The sequence below is a fragment of the Enterococcus sp. DIV0712 genome (assembly GCF_050554855.1).
Classification (GTDB): Bacteria; Bacillota; Bacilli; order Lactobacillales; family Enterococcaceae; genus Enterococcus; species Enterococcus faecalis.
This window is the reverse complement of record NZ_CP187333.1, coordinates 2,133,495-2,150,282: the sequence shown is the minus strand read 5'-3', so window position 1 is coordinate 2,150,282 and position 16,788 is coordinate 2,133,495. Positions and strand designations below refer to the sequence as shown.

Here is a 16,788-nt window from a genome sequence, read left to right as displayed (position 1 = left end):
AGCAATGTTAAAATTAGACAAAATCCAAGCAAATAAAATTGTTGAAAAGTTGATGGCAGATATTCCTTATAACATCAATATTATGGATGAACGAGGAAAAATTATTGCGAGTGGAGATTCTGCTCGAATTGGGGAGCGCCATCGTGGTGCAGAAAGAGCCATCAATGAACGAAAAAATATTGAAATTTATAAAGATACTTCTTTAGAGAAAAAAGGCACCAATGAACCGATTATTTTGAATAATCACATTTTAGGTGTCGTAGGCATTTCAGGAGAACCAGACGAGGTGCGCAAATTTACCAAGCTTGTGCGCTCGATTGTTCTTTTACTGACAGAAGAATTAAATACACAACAAGAACGCGAAAAAAAGAAGAAACAAAAAAATCAGTTTATCCAGCACTTAATGCATGTTGATTCTGCTTACTCAGAAGCCTTAAAACTTGAAGCGTTGGAACTATATAACCTTCAATTAGATGACCAGAATCATTGTGTACTGACCAAGGACAAGCGCTTATTATCCAGTTATTATCCTGGCTATGAAATATTTGAATGGGAAAATTGTTATCTGGTGATTACTTCTGAACCACCTCAGATAACAAAGCCAGTAACAGAATACCTTGTGATAAGTTCGGAAAAAGCCACGATTCAACAAATGGTCCAAGAGGCACAAAACACGTATTTACTTCTATCGTTTCTTCAATTAGAAAAGGCTAAGTTTTACCAAGCAGAAGATTTTTTCATTCAAGGAATTTTTAATTTTCCTTTTCATATTGAATTGGATTTTTTTGAAACCATCCAGACGATTTATGATGAATACTATGAAACCGTTATTTTTTTCGCCAATCATAACTTAAACATCAATGAAACCTCACAAGTATTACATATCCATCGAAATACATTGAATTACCGTTTGAAACGAATTCATGAATTGACGGGGATGGATCCAAAAGTTTGGCAAGATTTTTGGAAATTGTTCTATTATTTTGCCTATTGCTTTAAAGAACGTTTTGAAAAGTAGTGAGGAGCAGGGATGCTTGTTTGTTAAGCAAGTGTCAGCATATTTTTCGCCAGAATCAAAAATATCTTTTATAATAATTGTAAGGAATCAAACGATTTAGATATCAATGAGGAGTGGTGCCAGTGAAAAAAGCAGTTTTAATTGTTAACCCCAGTTCTGGTGGTGAAAAAGCCAAAGAATTTGAAACGTTAGCAGAAGAAAAATTAAAGCAGTTATTTGATGAAGTTGTAGTGAAACAAACAGAAAAAGGCGGCGATGCAGAACAATTTGCCTGTGAAGCTGCGGAAAGTCACTTCGACAGTGTTTTCGTAATGGGGGGAGATGGAACCGTTAATGAAGGAATTAGCGGGTTGGCAGAACAAGCTTACCGCCCAAAATTTGGCTTTTTTCCTTTAGGAACAGTGAACGATTTAGCGCGAGCCTTGAATTTACCGATGGACCCTGAAGAAGCGATTCAACAATTAGATTTAGAAAAAACCAGTGCTTTAGATGTGGGGAAAATCAATGACGACTACTTTATGAATGTCGTTGCAATTGGGACGATTCCAGAGTCAATTAACGACGTGGACGTTGAACAAAAAACGAAGTTAGGAAAACTCGCTTATTTTATTTCAGGTGCCAAACATTTAGCGAATGCTCAAACGTATCCTTTTCATTTAAGCTTGGATCAAAAAGAACAAACCATTGAAAGTAGTACCGTTTTAGTTGGCTTAACGAATTCAATCGGTGGGTTTGAAACATTATTACCAGAGGCCCAAGTGGATGATGGCAAACTTCATTTAGTTTATTTAAAAGATCAATCATTGTGGGATGCAGTAAAAGCAGTCCCAGATTTGTTAAAAGGCGTCGACCAGTCCACTGATAATTTAGTTTACCTAACCTTTAAAGAAGGAACAATCTCCTTAGAAAACCAAGAAGAATTAACCACTAATGTGGATGGTGATGAAGGAGCTGCTTTACCAATTACGCTGAAGATTTTGCCTAAACACTTGACGGTTTATTGCGGTGAAGAACAAACAAAATAGCTGATTTTTTGAGAAAAGCTAGAACATTTCTATTTGTTTAAAAAACAGATAAGTTCTGGCTTTTCAAATCATCTAAAAGAGAATCAATCAGGGGCTATGCTATACTTTGTTTCTACATATTGATAGATAAAGGAGTTAATGAGATGAGAAGAAAAAAACATAAAAACAAAAAGAAACAAGAACTTTTTGAAGAGATTGAAAAACAAGAATTAGCAGAACAAGAAACTAAGCAATTGAATGAAGAAATCGAAGACCCAGAATTTCGTTCTTTTTTTCAAGATGTCTTGAAAAAATTTCCACAAAAAACGTCTACGGCCATAATGAATGCTTTCGCAACTTCTAAAGGTAAAGCAGAACAATTAGTGACGAACAGTCAAACACAACTCGACAAAGTATTTGATGAATTTTTGGCTGGTGTTTCACCTGACGTGAAAAAGAAAAGTCATCAAACGATTCATTTTGCTGCATTGTCAGCAGCAATTATTGGGTTTTCACCAATTCCATTTTCGGATGCTTTTTTACTGGTACCTGTTCAATTAACTATGATGTCACGGCTGCATAAAATTTTTGGTCAGTCTTGGTCTGAAAGCTTAGGGAAAAGTTTAACCAAAGAATTAGTAGTGGTTAGTTTAGGTAAGAGCGCAGTCGGAAATATTCTAAAAGTGATTCCTGTTGTCGGAACTGTGACTGGTGGCATGGTCAATGCTTCAGTTGCAGTAGCAATTACGGAAGCGCTTGGCTGGGTTACCGTCAAAATGTTAAACGATGGTGTTGATATCTTTGATGATGTGATGTCTTTCAAAGGACAATTTTCAACATTATTTAAAGCCATCCAAAATGCTAAAAAGAAATAATCGCTGTATTGATTAACTAGGGTGAGACACATTTAAACTTTTTTAAGTAATTCGTAGCAAATTTCCAAGGTTTTCGTCACAAATTATTCACAGGTTCTCGTTAATATATAAGCATACCAACAAAACACCCAACATAAACACTTTTCATTTTTACTCCTCAAGTAAAAATAACTCCTTTCCACTCAGTCTACCCAACTGAGTGGTTTTTTTGGCGAAAAAAGAGGGCGTTGAACAATTTGTTCAACGTCCTCTTTTAATAGATGGGGAAGTCATTTGTTAAGAATTATTTTTTCCATTCTGCTACTTGGTCTTTATGTGAATCAACCCAATCACGTGCAGCTTCTTGTGGGTCTTTGCCTTCGTTAATTTCTAACATGACAGATTCCATATCCTTAGTTGTCCAATGGAAATTATCTAACACTTTGTAAGCTTCTGGTTGATCTTCTTTTAGGCCTTGGCGAGCCATTGTGTGAATCGCTTCTTCGCCGCCCATAGTGCCTTTTGGATCAGCTAAATATTTTAAATCATATTTTGCAAACATCCAGTGAGGAGACCAGCCAGTAATAACGATGTCTTCGTTGTTTTTAATTGCTTGTCCTAAGGCGACAGTCATGGCACCTGATGAAGAAGTTTCAACAGACCAATCTTTCAAATTAGGATAAGCTTCTTTAGTTTTCTCTGCTGCTGCAACAACACCAGCACCAGGTTCAATTCCAGTAATCTTTTTCCCAGCTTGATCAGATAAATCTTCGATAGAATCAACATCCATATAAGAAGGGACGACAATTCCTAGCTTTGCACCTTTAAGGTTTTCACCAAGGTCGTCTAATTTATCTTTATATTGTTTATATTGCTCTGCGTGAGTTCCTGGCAGCCACGCACCAACCATGGCATCTGTTTCACCTTTAGCTACAGATTCCCACATAATTGCGTTATCTAAAGGGGTCGTTTTAACATCATACCCCATATCTTTTAAGACTTCGGCAACCACATGTGTGGAGGCTACTTCGGTATCCCATTCCACATAAGAAAGGGAAATTTGCTTATCATTTGTTGTTGTAAAAATTGAAGCACCAACTAAGCCAGCGACAATTACAACAACTGCTGCAATAATCCCATATTTTTTCTTTTTAGAGGTGGCACCAGCTGCTTTAGGGGCTGCTTTTTTATTATTTAAATGTTGAGTAAAACGGTCAATGATAATCGCTAAAATAACTAAAGCCACACCATTTACGAAACCGTTCCCGACTTGTGCACGTTGTAAAGCGGAAAGGACGCCACGTCCTAATCCAGGCGCACCAATCATTGAAGCAATAACTACCATTGATAGAGCTAGCATGGTTGTTTGGTTAACACCAGCCATAATCGTGTTTTTGGCTAAAGGTAATTCTAATTTGAATAATTTTTGCCATCCAGTACTACCGTAAGAATCAGCTGCTTCAACAAGTTCATTTGGCACTTGTCGAATTCCTAAGTTCGTAAAGCGAACGGTTGGTGGTAAAGCGAAGATAACAGAGGCGAAGACCCCAGGAACCATACCAATTCCGAAGAATGCAACGGCTGGAATCAAGTAAACGAAACCAGGCATTGTTTGCATGAAGTCCAAAATCGGTGTAATAATACTCTTGGCTTTTTCACTTTTCGCCATTAAAATCCCTAGTGGCACACCAATGATAATGGAAATAACACTAGAAAGTAAAACTAACGTAACGGTACTCATTAAATCGTTCCATAAGTTTTGGTTATAGATAAACATTAAGCCGATAAATGTGAATAAACTTAAGCCAATTTTTTTATTAGAAATAAAGAAAGCAGCAATCGTTAATAGCACAATCAGCACAAGTGGTGGTACGGCTGTTAGTAAGGCAGTAATGTTGTCCATTACACTTTGACCAATTGTTTGTAAAAAGCTGAATAATCCAGCAAATGTTGAAGTTAACCAATCAGTAAAACTTTCAACCCAAGACGCGACAGGTAATTGATACTTATTCATGTTCGTTCACCTCTGTTTCTGCAAGTGCTTCAAGTACGCTACCACGGATGACCACGCCTAATAGTTTGCCGTTATCAGTCACAGCAAGAGGCGTTTGTGCATCATAAATCAGTGGGAAAATATCATTCACTAACATATCTTTGTCGATTGTTTGAATTTCTGGATCCACACATTCTACAAGAGAAGTCCCGTTTTTACGCGCTTCTAAAGCTTTTTCTGCGCGTACCACGCCTTTTAGTTGGCGTTTTTTATCCACGGCAAGTAACATACTCACTTCTTCTTGACGCATCCGTTTTAAAGCAACAGTTGGGCCATCAATTTCAATGTTAGTAGTTAAAGCAGGTACCATAATATTTTGGGCAGTTAAGACTTTTGAACGATCCACATCTTCCACGAAGGTTCGCACATATTCGTTGGCTGGGTTGGTTAAAATTTCTTCTCCAGTCCCAATTTGCATAATTTGACCATCTTTCATCAAAGCAATCCGGTCGCCGATTCGTAAAGCTTCATTCAAATCATGTGTGATAAAGATAATGGTTTTTTTGACATTTTCTTGTAAATCTAATAGTTCGTCTTGCATTTCACGACGAATTAACGGATCAAGAGCAGAGAACGCTTCGTCCATTAATAAAATTTCTGGATCGTTAGCCAAGGCACGAGCAAGGCCGACACGTTGTTGCATCCCACCAGATAATTGACTTGGTAATTGGTCTTTAAAAGCAATTAAGCTAGAATTTTCTAAGGCTTTTTCAGCTTTTGCTTGGCGTTCTTCTTTAGGAACACCACGAATTTCTAAACCATATTCCGTATTTTCTAAGATAGTTCGATGGGGGAAAAGACCAAAGTTTTGGAAAACCATGCTCATTTTATTTCGACGTACTTCACGTAATCCTTCTTTATCTAAAGAAGAAATATCTTGTCCATCAATATAAATATTTCCTGAAGTTGGTTCAATCAAACGATTTAATAAACGAATTAATGTTGATTTCCCACTTCCTGATAACCCCATAATAACGAAAATTTCGCCTTCTTCAACTTCGAAATTTACATCATAAACACCGACTGTGGCACCCGTTTTTTCTAAAATTTCTGTTTTGCTTTTGTTGGCACGAATCATTTCAAGTGCCGGTTTGGTTTTCTTACCAAAGATCTTGGTAAGGTGATTTACTTTTACTTTTGGCAAATCATTGTTCCTCCTCATTAAAAAAAGTGACTACATCAGACTACTATAAAGTTGTCACTTTGTCAAATTAGATGAAAATCTTTCTGAAAATGAAGAAAAACAGTGTTTTAACTAGGTTTTATAGTGGTTTTTTATGAAAAATAGAAATAATAAATAAAAAAAGTGACTATTTACCGCAAGGTAAGTAGTCACTTTTTTGTTTAAGGATAAAAGAAATTCTGCACTCGTTGTAAGGTTGATTCGTCATGTCCAACAAAATAAAGTGTGTCGTTCAACGAAATCTTTGCATATGGACCAGGTGAGACCAGCAGCTCTTCTTTGTGTTTGATAGCGATAATCGTTGCCGAAGTGTTTTGCCAAAAATTCATTTCGCTAATCGTCGCCTCAAGATAAGCAGCTTCTTCTGTTAAAACTAATGAATAAGGATTCATTGGATTGAAAGAATCAAAACGCTTTGTTTGTTCAACAAGAGTATCTAGAATGCTAGAAAAATGAGTAAGTTCTTCTTTTTGTTTCGCTACGCTATCTAGCAATTCTTCTTTAATTTCAGCAATCGTTTGAACGTCTTGATATTGTGTCACAAAGTCCTGTGCTTTTTCTTTTGATGCCACATAGAAGCCGCTGCCGTGTTTGGCTTTAACGATTTCTAAATCGACTAAAACGATAATGGCTTTGCGAGCTGTTTCTGGCGACACTTGGTATTGGTTAGCTAGGGTGGAACGGGCATGGATTTTATCTCCAACATGTAATTTGCCTTCTGCAATTTTTTCCGCAACATCAACGGCGATTTGTTGATATTTGGGCTTCGTTAAACTGATTTTTTTGGAAGCCATAGTGAATCCCTCCGTTAATTGTTATTTTCCATTTCTTCTAATTCTAAACTGAAATTTTCCCATTGCTCAAGTAGTTCATCTTGTTGCTGACGAGCGTCATCTAATTGTTGGTTTAAAGCCAGCAATTCAACATGATTTTCTAGAATGTCTGGTTGACTCATTTGTGCTTCTAATTGTGCAATTGTCGTATCTAACTGAGCAAGATTTTCTTCGACTTGTGTTATTTTTCTTTGCAAAGTACGGAGTAATTTTTGTTGCTCCTTGTTTTGATAAAAGGTATTTTTGGCTGTAACTGGTTCGGGTTTTTTCGCCGCTTCTTCATTAGCTAAGAGGGCAGCGATTTCTTCTTCCTCTTGTTTCTTTTCTAAATAATAATCATAGTCGCCTAAATAAAGTTTGCTGCCCTTTTCAGAAAGCTCAACAACTTTTGTTGCAATTCGATTGATAAAGTAACGGTCATGAGAAACGAAGAGGATGGTTCCTTCATAATCAATCAGCGCATTTTCTAAAACTTCTTTATTATCGATATCCAAGTGGTTGGTTGGCTCATCGAGAATCAAGAAATTGTCACGATCCATCGCTAATTTTGCTAATGCCACACGGGCTTTTTCGCCACCGCTTAATAAAGGAATCGTTTTTTCAACATCGTCTCCACTGAAGAGAAAGCCGCCTAAAATACTTCGAATCTCTTTTTCAGGTGTGGTTGGGTGTTCATCCCATAATTCCGCTAAGACCGTTTTATTGCCATGTAAATTGGCTTGCTCTTGGTCATAGTAACCTACAGAAACATTGGTGCCAAAAGTTTTACTTCCTTTAATGAAAGGAATGCGATCAATAATTGATTTCAAGAGAGTGGATTTACCAATTCCGTTCGGTCCGACTAAGGCAATGGCTTCTTTGCGACGAATATCCAAGTGAATAGGTTCGGATAAAATATGTTCTTGGTCGTAACCAATGGCGGCATCTTCGACTTGTAAAACAACATTTCCCGAGACTTTTTCACTATCGAAAAGAAAATGCGCCGATTTTTCATCTCCTTGAGGTCGGTCTAAACGGTCCATTTTTTCTAATACTTTTCGGCGACTTTGTGCACGTTTCGTTGTAGATGCACGAACCAGATTTTTGGCAACGAAATCTTCTAACTTATTGATTTCTTCTTGTTGCTTTTCATACGCTTTCCATTCACTGGCTAATTGTTCTGCTTTTAACTCTAAGTATTTGGAATAGTTTCCTTTGTAGTGAGTCATTTTTTTGCGACTCAGTTCATAAACTTCATTAACTACCTTATCTAAAAAATAACGATCGTGGGAAACAATTAATAGGGCGCCGGGATAACTTGGCAAATAAGATTCCAGCCAAGAAAGCGTCTCGATATCTAAGTGGTTTGTAGGCTCGTCCAGAATTAAAATGTCTGGTTTTTGTAAAAGCATTCTCGCTAATGCAAGCCGGGTTTTTTGACCACCAGATAAGGTTTGAATATCTTTCGTGTAAAAGGATTCATCAAAGCCAAAGCCGTGAAGGACTGAACGAATTTCATTTTCATAGCCGTAGCCATTTTTTTCAGAAAACGTATGTTGCAATTGATCGTACTCTTTTAAAATTCCTTCATAAACGGAAGTGGTTGGATCCATTTCACTAATTTTAGTTTCTAATTCTCGCATACGCTGTTCCATTTCTAGGATGTCAGCAAAGGCTTTTGTCATTTCTTCCCAAACGGTTTTATCTGATTCTAAGCCGGTATTTTGAGCTAAATAACCTAACGTAGCAGTTTTATTTTTGGCAATGGTTCCGCTATCGGGAGCATCAATGCCTGCAATGATTTTTAAAAAAGTCGATTTTCCAGCACCATTACGACCAACTAAGGCAATCCGACTTTTTGTTGCAATTTCTAAATGTATGTTTTCAAACAATGTTTCCGAGCCAAAATGCCGGGCAACTTGATTTGCTTGTAATAAAATCATCAGTAGTCCTCATTTCTAAATTCATTGCCCTTAGTGTAGCATAAAATCTGCTAAAATAGCACGTATCAAAAAATGCTTTGTGAAGGTTTATACCTTTTATCACAAACTTTTGAAGAAAAATGCTATTTTTGAGCCATAGAATTGCTTTTTATTGTGAAAAACTGCTATTATGTTAATGGATAAGATTTAAGTGAAAGTATTGGAGGTCCAATTGTGAAAGATCAAGTTATTCCAAAAGCAACGGCGCGACGCCTTCCTTTATATTATCGCTACTTAAGAATGTTACATGATACAGGAAAAAATAAAGTCTCATCAACTGAATTAAGTGAAGCGGTACAAGTAGACAGTGCGACTATTCGTCGTGACTTTTCATATTTTGGTGAATTAGGTAAACGTGGGTACGGCTATGATGTTGAAAACTTAATGAACTTTTTTGCAAAAACATTGAATGAAGATGAGTTAACCAATGTCGCATTAATCGGGGTTGGTAATTTAGGAAGTGCTTTATTAAAGTACAAATTCCATCAAAGCAACAGTATTCGTGTAAGTTGCGCATTTGATGTGAATGAAGATATTGTGGGACGCATTGTTGACGGTATTCCGGTTTATCCAATGGAAGATATGATGGAACAAATCCGTGTTCAACAAATCGAAGTAGCTATTTTAACTATTCCAGCTCGCAAAGCGCAAGAAGTTGTGAACAAACTTGCCGAAGCAGGGGTTAAAGGAATTCTAAACTTTACGGCTGCGCGTTTAGTAGCGCCACCTGAAGTATTAATTCAAAATGTTGACTTAACCAACGAATTACAAACATTAATTTATTTCTTACATCATGACAACGAATTGATTGACGAAGAAGAATAAGCAAAAGAAAAGGGCCTAGTCGTTTAAATGACTAGGCCCTTTTCTTATTGAATTGTACCATTATGCAAAAGTAGTTGAACAATAATCACAATCGTATTCATGCCACAATGGGCAATAATTGAGGTCCAAATTTTTCCAGTTTGCTTGTACAAAAGAGCAAAGAAAAATCCCATAAAGAAATAAACAAAAAAGTGACCATCGGCATGTGCGAGTGAAAAAATCGCCGAACTAACAGTAGCCGCAATCCAGAAATTTGTAAAAGGCTGGATTAAATGGATAAATGCATAACGAAAGACGAATTCTTCCATAATCGGACCACCGATAGTAGTTGCCAAAATAAATAAAGGATTTGCCAAAATCACCGCTACAATAGCTTGTGTATTTTGAGAAGTAGCTTGTTCTCCTGTGATGGCTACTTCAATGGCAAAAGTAACCCCTTGAATCAGCATGGCAATGAAAATCCCACTAACACCTAGTAAAAAAATAAAAATAGGTGATTTCAAGGTTGCTGTTTCCTCTAAAGGAGAAGGTTCTGTTGTTTTTAAAAAGATGCCAATCATTACAAGGGCGCCAATAATGTAGAGAGCAGTTGTCACATTAATCGCTGCATTGGGGGAAATACCCGAAAAAAGTAACGGCCCGAAAAAAGCGATAATGTATGTGACTAAAATAAATAAACTTGATTTTCTTAAGGTCATGGTTAATCCTTTCTATAATTATTTTTTACGATTATTGCGATATCCTAATAAAAGAAAAACGAATAAGAAAAAGAAAAGAGATTCCCAAAGTGTCGAAACAATTCCTTCTGTGACACTGAAAACAAGATTTCCTAAATTCGCTATCACAAAATAAACGAAGGTTGCTATTAGTGCTGTAAGTAAACGTTGTTTCATTTTATTCGCCTCCAATCGTAGTCAATTTATTTTACCATGAATTAAAGGATTGGAAAAACATTCCATGAAAAAAGAATACTCAATAAAAAATGCGTATCTTATAATTGACAAGAAAAAGAGAGAAAAGACTTGCATTTTTAGAGTGAAATGAGTATTATAAATAGTGTGAGTTAGCACTCTTATGTATCGAGTGCTAAAATAAGCGAAAACTTTTTATTTGGAGGGATTTATTGTGTTAAAACCATTAGGCGATCGCGTCGTAATTAGAGTCGCGAAAGAAGAAGAAAAAACTGTTGGAGGAATTGTTCTTGCATCCGTTGCAAAAGAAAAACCACAAACAGGTGAAGTTATCGCAGTAGGTGAAGGTCGTGTGCTTGAAAATGGCACAAAAGTTCCGATGGAAGTAAAAATTGGTGACACAGTAATGTTTGAAAAATATTCAGGAACAGAAGTGAAATACGAAGGCGTAGAATACTTAATTGTATCAGCCAAAGACATTATTGCCACTGTTGAATAATAAACAACTTTTACAGAATAATATAATAGAAGAAAAAAATTATGAGGTGAAGAAATCATGGCAAAAGAGATTAAATTTGCAGAAGATGCACGTGCAGCAATGCTACGCGGAGTAGATGTATTAGCAGATACAGTGAAAGTGACATTAGGCCCTAAAGGTCGTAACGTTGTTTTAGAAAAATCATTTGGTTCACCATTGATTACTAACGATGGAGTAACAATTGCTAAGGAAATTGAATTAGAAGATCATTTTGAAAACATGGGCGCAAAATTAGTTTCAGAAGTTGCTTCTAAAACGAATGATATTGCTGGTGACGGAACAACAACAGCGACTGTTTTGACACAAGCCATTGTTCGTGAAGGCTTAAAAAACGTAACTGCTGGAGCTAACCCATTAGGTATTCGTCGTGGGATTGAATTAGCAACAAAAACAGCAGTAGAAGAATTACACAATATTTCATCTGTAGTTGATTCAAAAGAAGCGATTGCACAAGTCGCTGCTGTTTCATCAGGTTCTGAAAAAGTCGGCCAATTAATTGCCGATGCAATGGAAAAAGTTGGTAACGACGGCGTAATTACCATTGAAGAATCAAAAGGGATTGAAACAGAATTAGATGTGGTTGAAGGAATGCAATTCGACCGCGGTTATTTATCTCAATACATGGTTACTGACAACGATAAAATGGAAGCTGTTTTAGAAAATCCATATATCTTAATTACCGACAAAAAAATCTCAAATATTCAAGATATCTTACCTTTATTAGAACAAATTCTACAACAAAGCCGTCCACTATTGATCATTGCGGATGATGTTGATGGGGAAGCTCTACCAACATTAGTATTGAACAAAATCCGTGGTACATTTAATGTTGTCGCAGTAAAAGCGCCAGGATTTGGTGACCGCCGCAAAGCGATGCTTGAAGATATTGCTATTTTAACAGGTGGTACAGTAATCACTGACGACTTAGGGTTAGAGTTAAAAGACACAACCATTGAAAACTTAGGAAATGCTAGCAAAGTAGTTGTCGACAAAGATAACACAACAATTGTTGAAGGTGCTGGTTCAAAAGAAGCCATTGATGCCCGCGTTCATTTAATTAAAAACCAAATCGGCGAAACAACGTCTGATTTTGATCGTGAAAAATTACAAGAACGTTTAGCTAAATTAGCTGGCGGGGTTGCTGTCGTTAAAGTCGGTGCTGCAACTGAAACAGAATTAAAAGAATTAAAATTACGAATTGAAGATGCATTAAACGCAACACGTGCCGCTGTAGAAGAAGGCATGGTTTCTGGTGGTGGTACCGCACTGGTCAATGTAATTGGTAAAGTCGCTGCGCTAGAAGCTGAAGGCGATGTGGCAACAGGGATCAAGATTGTCGTTCGTGCATTAGAAGAACCAATCCGTCAAATCGCTGAAAATGCTGGTTATGAAGGATCAGTGATTGTTGACAAACTAAAAAATGTTGACTTAGGTATCGGATTCAATGCAGCTAACGGTGAATGGGTAAACATGGTTGAAGCCGGTATTGTTGACCCAACAAAAGTAACTCGTTCTGCCTTACAAAATGCAGCTTCTGTGTCAGCTTTATTATTAACAACTGAAGCAGTTGTTGCAGACAAACCAGAACCAGCTGCACCAGCTCCTATGATGGATCCATCAATGGGCATGGGCGGTATGATGTAAAAATAAAAAAGTATTCTAAAAGCTTACGATTGAAAAATCGTAAGCTTTTTTTTACATAAAGAATAAATAATCTAAATAATATCTTTGCTTGTAGTGTTTTCTCAAATATTTACTCAATTAACAAAAAAGATGATAATTTAAAGGCTTCGTTTTAGCTAGACAGCCTTGTTTTTATTCGATAAAATTTAGTAATAACAATCATTTTTTGAAAACTAGTAGTTGGTAATTTTTATTTATTAATAGAATATAAATAAAAATTATTATATTTTGAAGGGGAATATTAGGAAGATTGAGGTGGGAAAATGGAAAAATATACAATTGGTGTCGTTCCTTTGACAATTGAAACAAAAGAATACTGTCAAAATTGGTTTGTTAGTAATCAAGTAGAATGTCAGATCATCCAAGGAACAAATATACTTCTTCATTTGCACCATATTGATGGATTAGTGATTGAAGTTACTGACCACCAGCAAGTAAATACTTGTTGTGAGTTATTAATGACGATTCGCAAGCAGTCAGATTTACCAATTTGGTTATTTTCTCGGACAGAAGTAATTAGTAAAGTCAATCGAATTATTTATTTACAATTAGGTGCAGATGGCGTTTTTGATCATTCTTATGATCGTCAAGAATGCATGTTAAGCATGAGTAATTTATTGCAACGTGTAAAAAGACGTTTTTATCCTAAATTAGCTATTGCAAACGAGGAACAAACAGTTACTAAGAATCTTTCTGAGAGATTGTATTTAATTGCGCCAAATTTGAGTGTTTGCTTGGGAAGTGGAGAAGAAATTCTTTTAACAAAATTGGAATTTTTCACAATAGAGTATTTATACAAACACGCAGGACAAACAATTACATATGAAGAACTCTACAAAAATGTCTGGAAAGATACTGCGAATGAACGAAAATATCGTGTCGCTAATGTGATTTTCCATTTGCGTAAAAAAATTGAACAAGATGTGAACAAACCACAATATATCAAAACAATTCGCTCAAAAGGCTATATGTTAACGGTGTAAAAGGTACGAAGGAGGAGAAACAAATGTGGCAATTTTTGACTAAAAACAATGAAGATGAGGAGTATGAGAAGATGCCGGATTTTGAAAATGAACAATCGATGAAAGCACAACCAAAGGTAACAGAGGAAGCAAGCTTTGATGACGAGGTTGTTTATGCAAAAGAGCAAGCTGCAAAAGTTAAGCAGGTCCAGCAACAAGTGCCGACTGAACTGTCAGAAGAGTCATTTTCTTTTGTTGAAAAACTAGAAGAAGAAAATCAACTATATCAGCAATCCATTAAAAAGCTAACGGAGCAATTATTAATGCAAACCAATGAAGTGGAAGCATTACAAAAACAAGTAGTCGAAAAAGATGTTCAACTTAAAGATGTTAAAGAAACGTTAAGTGATAAAGAAGCAACTATCACTTCTTTACAGAAACAATTGTCTGAAGAAAAGATGCAACAGAGACAGACCAGTGAAGAGAATTTAGACACAGCCGTTACGCTTTCTCAAAAAGAAATTGGCGAAGTGTTATTAGAAGCCAAACGTCAAGCAAAAGAAACAATTGCCCAAGCTAACCAACAAGTTGCAACAGTTCATGAAGAGATGGAACAACGTTTAGCAACTTTAACACGCATGAAGCAAGTGGCAAGAGAGTACCAAGCTTATTGTGAACAAATGCTGACAATCAAGAATGAATCAACAGGAACGTACCAACAGATAGAGCAATTATTAGCAGAAATAAAGAGGTAAATGAAGGAGAAATGCGATGAAAAAAAGAAAGGCAAGATATTTGAAGTTGGTATGTATTGGAATTTTAGGGATTTATGCGGGCGCCAGTTACTACAATTCGGAACCATTAATCGCTCAAGAAGAGACCGAAACGAGGGACGAAAGTCGACAGCTATCGCTGGAAGAAAAAAGAGCGGACCAAGCCAATCAAGATCAAGGAACCCTTACTTCTTCAACGCTGAACGAAACAATAATAAGTTCGTTTGAACAACAAGAAAGCTCAACACAAAATGACAGCAGTGACCATCCAGAAAATAATGTGGAACCTTCAGAATCTGAAAATAGTTTACCGCCACAAGAAAAGACAATTGCTAGTACTAAACCAACCGAATCGTTACAAAATGAGCAACCAGTATCTGAAGAGCGTAAAGCGCTCACTGAGAAGTTACCTCATAATCAGGAACCACAAAATTCTACATTAACTGAAAAGACCAAAGAGCCGTTGGTACATTCAGAGGTAGACAATAGTCAAGAAAAGGAAAAGCAAGCAGGAATTCAACAACAAGCCGAGGCAAATTTTGTTGTCCAAGAGAATGCTTCTACTTCTGAGTTTATTAGAAAAATCGGTGAAGAAGCACGAGTTATTGGTCAGCAACATGATCTATACGCTTCTGTCATGATAGCTCAAGCTATTTTAGAAAGTGGCTCGGGCAATAGTGCGTTAGCAGCGCCGCCTAATTATAATTTGTTTGGCATTAAAGGCGCTTATCAAGGTCAAAGTGTCAGCTTTCCCACACAAGAAGATGATGGTAAAGGGAAGATGACCACCATTCATGCCGATTTTCGTCAGTATCCTTCCTATAAAGAGTCATTAACAGACTATAGTAAATTAATCATCAATGGGCTGGCGGGTAATCCAACGTTTTATCACGGCGTTTTGAAAGCAAACACGACGAATTATCAGCAGGCAACAAAATTTTTAACAGGTCGTTATGCAACGGATACATATTACGATAAAAAATTAAACGCGTTGATTGAAACCTATCAATTAACTGAATACGATCAAGAAAAGAAGAAACCAGTAGTGACTAATTTGGCAGAAGAAAAGAAACCTTCGTTTGATAAGGAAGCAGTCAAAGAACAGCTAAAAAAAGAAGCAGTCGTCTACGAAGTAAGCAAAGGAGATTCTCTCGCCACCATTAGCCAGACGTTTGGTGTGTCAGCAACAGCCATTTTAAAGCAAAATTCAAAGACTCAAGAAATGTTTTATATTGGCCAAAAGATCACGATTCCTCAGCATACAGCGGCGACTTCTCTAGAACCGAAAGAACAAGCGTTACTTCAATCACTAATAATCAGTAAATCGGTGACTAATGCTTTGAAAACAGCAGAGCAATCAAATGGTAAAGCGAATGACTCAAAAACAGAGTCTACTGAGTATTATGAAGTAAAAAGAGGAGAGACACTCGCAAAAATTGCAAAAAAAACGGGCTATTCCTTAACCGCCCTCAAGCAGGCAAATGACTTAACGTATTCTGTATTAACCGAAGGACAAACGATAGCACTTCCTAAGCTAAAGGACTAATGCTGATTTAACTTATCGGTCGATGGAGTCAATATATTATTAGAGTAAGAGTAGAGGGTAAGTTCATCCATGAATGAACTTACCCTCTACTCTTACTATGTTTTTCATAAATACTTAATAAATAGTAAAATTAGCAAGAGAATTGTGTCTTTACACAAAATAGATAGGTTTTCTTGTCGAAGTTTGATAAAATGATTAGTTGAAAGGATGCGTGAAAATTGAAAGAATTATTTCGTAAATACCGAGAAGTACTGGCTTATTTATTTTTTGGTGGTGCAACGACTGTCGTCAACTTAGTTGTGTTTTTTGTTTGTCAAAATGTGTTAGGGCTGGATTACAAGATAAGTAACACAATTAGTTGGTTTTTATCTGTTCTATTTGCCTTTTTCACGAATAAATATTGGGTATTCGCAAGTAAGCATGAAAGCATAGCTGGTTTTTTTAAAGAAATGGGCTTATTTTATTGGTACCGAATTTTATCTTTTGTGGCTGATATGGGTTTAATGATTCTCCTAATTGATGGCATTCATTTTTCATCGTTTTGGGCGAAAATGATTACACAAGTTGTAGTAGTGATTTTAAATTATTTCTTCAGTAAATTTTTCATTTTTAAAGAAAAAGAGGTCTAAGCAGATTTTAGGCTA

The 16,788-nt window shown here is 36.4% G+C and carries 16 protein-coding genes; 10 read left to right on the top strand and 6 right to left on the bottom strand.

The features are described 5' to 3' along the window. Positions 1-4 precede the first annotated feature (4 nt). From IGL42_RS10270 to IGL42_RS10260, 3 genes are all read left to right on the top strand, one after another. A complete protein-coding gene (locus tag IGL42_RS10270; RefSeq protein ID WP_010710649.1) occupies positions 5-1,018 on the top strand; it encodes a CdaR family transcriptional regulator in 1,014 nt (337 codons plus the stop codon). Between the two features lie 122 nt (positions 1,019-1,140). Beyond that, positions 1,141-2,043, top strand: coding sequence for a diacylglycerol/lipid kinase family protein (locus IGL42_RS10265; RefSeq protein ID WP_010710648.1), 903 nt, complete (start codon positions 1,141-1,143; stop codon positions 2,041-2,043). 119 nt (positions 2,044-2,162) lie between these two features. Continuing rightward, positions 2,163-2,897 carry a YcjF family protein gene (locus IGL42_RS10260; RefSeq protein ID WP_002384134.1) on the top strand — a complete coding sequence of 245 codons (735 nt, stop codon included), beginning with the start codon at positions 2,163-2,165 and terminating at the stop codon, positions 2,895-2,897. Between the two features lie 283 nt (positions 2,898-3,180). Here IGL42_RS10260 and IGL42_RS10255 read toward each other — a convergent pair whose 3' ends face one another. The 4 genes from IGL42_RS10255 to IGL42_RS10240 all read right to left on the bottom strand — a co-directional run bounded on the left by IGL42_RS10255 (position 3,181) and on the right by IGL42_RS10240 (position 8,867). Beyond that, the gene (locus IGL42_RS10255) at positions 3,181-4,890 is read right to left on the bottom strand and encodes an ABC transporter permease/substrate binding protein (protein WP_002356521.1); all 1,710 of its coding nucleotides are present in this window, start codon (positions 4,888-4,890) and stop codon (positions 3,181-3,183) included. Then, the gene (locus IGL42_RS10250; RefSeq protein ID WP_002388977.1) at positions 4,883-6,073 is read right to left on the bottom strand and encodes a quaternary amine ABC transporter ATP-binding protein; all 1,191 of its coding nucleotides are present in this window, start codon (positions 6,071-6,073) and stop codon (positions 4,883-4,885) included. The genes IGL42_RS10255 and IGL42_RS10250 overlap by 8 nt, the downstream gene beginning before the upstream one ends. A 200-nt stretch (positions 6,074-6,273) precedes the next feature. After that, positions 6,274-6,906 (bottom strand): GntR family transcriptional regulator, encoded by a 633-nt coding sequence (locus IGL42_RS10245; protein ID WP_002356525.1) that lies wholly within the window; start codon positions 6,904-6,906, stop codon positions 6,274-6,276. A gap of 14 nt (positions 6,907-6,920) precedes the next feature. Then, positions 6,921-8,867: an ABC-F family ATP-binding cassette domain-containing protein gene (locus IGL42_RS10240; protein WP_002394106.1), complete on the bottom strand. Its 1,947-nt coding sequence runs from the start codon at positions 8,865-8,867 to the stop codon at positions 6,921-6,923. A gap of 213 nt (positions 8,868-9,080) precedes the next feature. Between IGL42_RS10240 and IGL42_RS10235 the strand changes: the two genes are divergently transcribed. After that, entirely contained in the window at positions 9,081-9,731 is a 651-nt protein-coding gene (locus tag IGL42_RS10235; protein WP_002356528.1) for a redox-sensing transcriptional repressor Rex, read from the top strand. Between the two features lie 44 nt (positions 9,732-9,775). Here the strand turns inward: IGL42_RS10235 and IGL42_RS10230 are convergent, their stop codons facing one another. Both IGL42_RS10230 and IGL42_RS10225 read right to left on the bottom strand, forming a co-directional pair. Next, positions 9,776-10,429 carry a CPBP family intramembrane glutamic endopeptidase gene (locus IGL42_RS10230; RefSeq protein ID WP_002362272.1) on the bottom strand — a complete coding sequence of 218 codons (654 nt, stop codon included), beginning with the start codon at positions 10,427-10,429 and terminating at the stop codon, positions 9,776-9,778. 18 nt (positions 10,430-10,447) lie between these two features. Continuing rightward, positions 10,448-10,624 (bottom strand): hypothetical protein, encoded by a 177-nt coding sequence (locus IGL42_RS10225; protein ID WP_002356530.1) that lies wholly within the window; start codon positions 10,622-10,624, stop codon positions 10,448-10,450. Positions 10,625-10,856: 232 nt separating this feature from the next. Between IGL42_RS10225 and groES the strand changes: the two genes are divergently transcribed. From groES to IGL42_RS10195, 6 genes are all read left to right on the top strand, one after another. Then, a complete protein-coding gene (gene groES, locus IGL42_RS10220; RefSeq protein WP_002356531.1) occupies positions 10,857-11,141 on the top strand; it encodes a co-chaperone GroES in 285 nt (94 codons plus the stop codon). A gap of 57 nt (positions 11,142-11,198) precedes the next feature. Continuing rightward, complete coding sequence (gene groL, locus IGL42_RS10215; protein WP_002362559.1) at positions 11,199-12,824, top strand: chaperonin GroEL; 1,626 nt, start codon at positions 11,199-11,201, stop codon at positions 12,822-12,824. Between the two features lie 302 nt (positions 12,825-13,126). Then, on the top strand, positions 13,127-13,846 hold the full coding sequence (locus tag IGL42_RS10210; RefSeq protein ID WP_002356534.1) for a response regulator transcription factor: 720 nt from the start codon (positions 13,127-13,129) through the stop codon (positions 13,844-13,846). Positions 13,847-13,869: 23 nt separating this feature from the next. Then, on the top strand, positions 13,870-14,580 hold the full coding sequence (locus IGL42_RS10205) for a hypothetical protein (RefSeq protein ID WP_010710646.1): 711 nt from the start codon (positions 13,870-13,872) through the stop codon (positions 14,578-14,580). Positions 14,581-14,596: 16 nt separating this feature from the next. Next, positions 14,597-16,144 (top strand): glucosaminidase domain-containing protein, encoded by a 1,548-nt coding sequence (locus IGL42_RS10200; RefSeq protein ID WP_010710645.1) that lies wholly within the window; start codon positions 14,597-14,599, stop codon positions 16,142-16,144. 218 nt (positions 16,145-16,362) lie between these two features. Continuing rightward, entirely contained in the window at positions 16,363-16,773 is a 411-nt protein-coding gene (locus IGL42_RS10195; RefSeq protein WP_002356537.1) for a GtrA family protein, read from the top strand. Positions 16,774-16,788 lie beyond the last annotated feature (15 nt).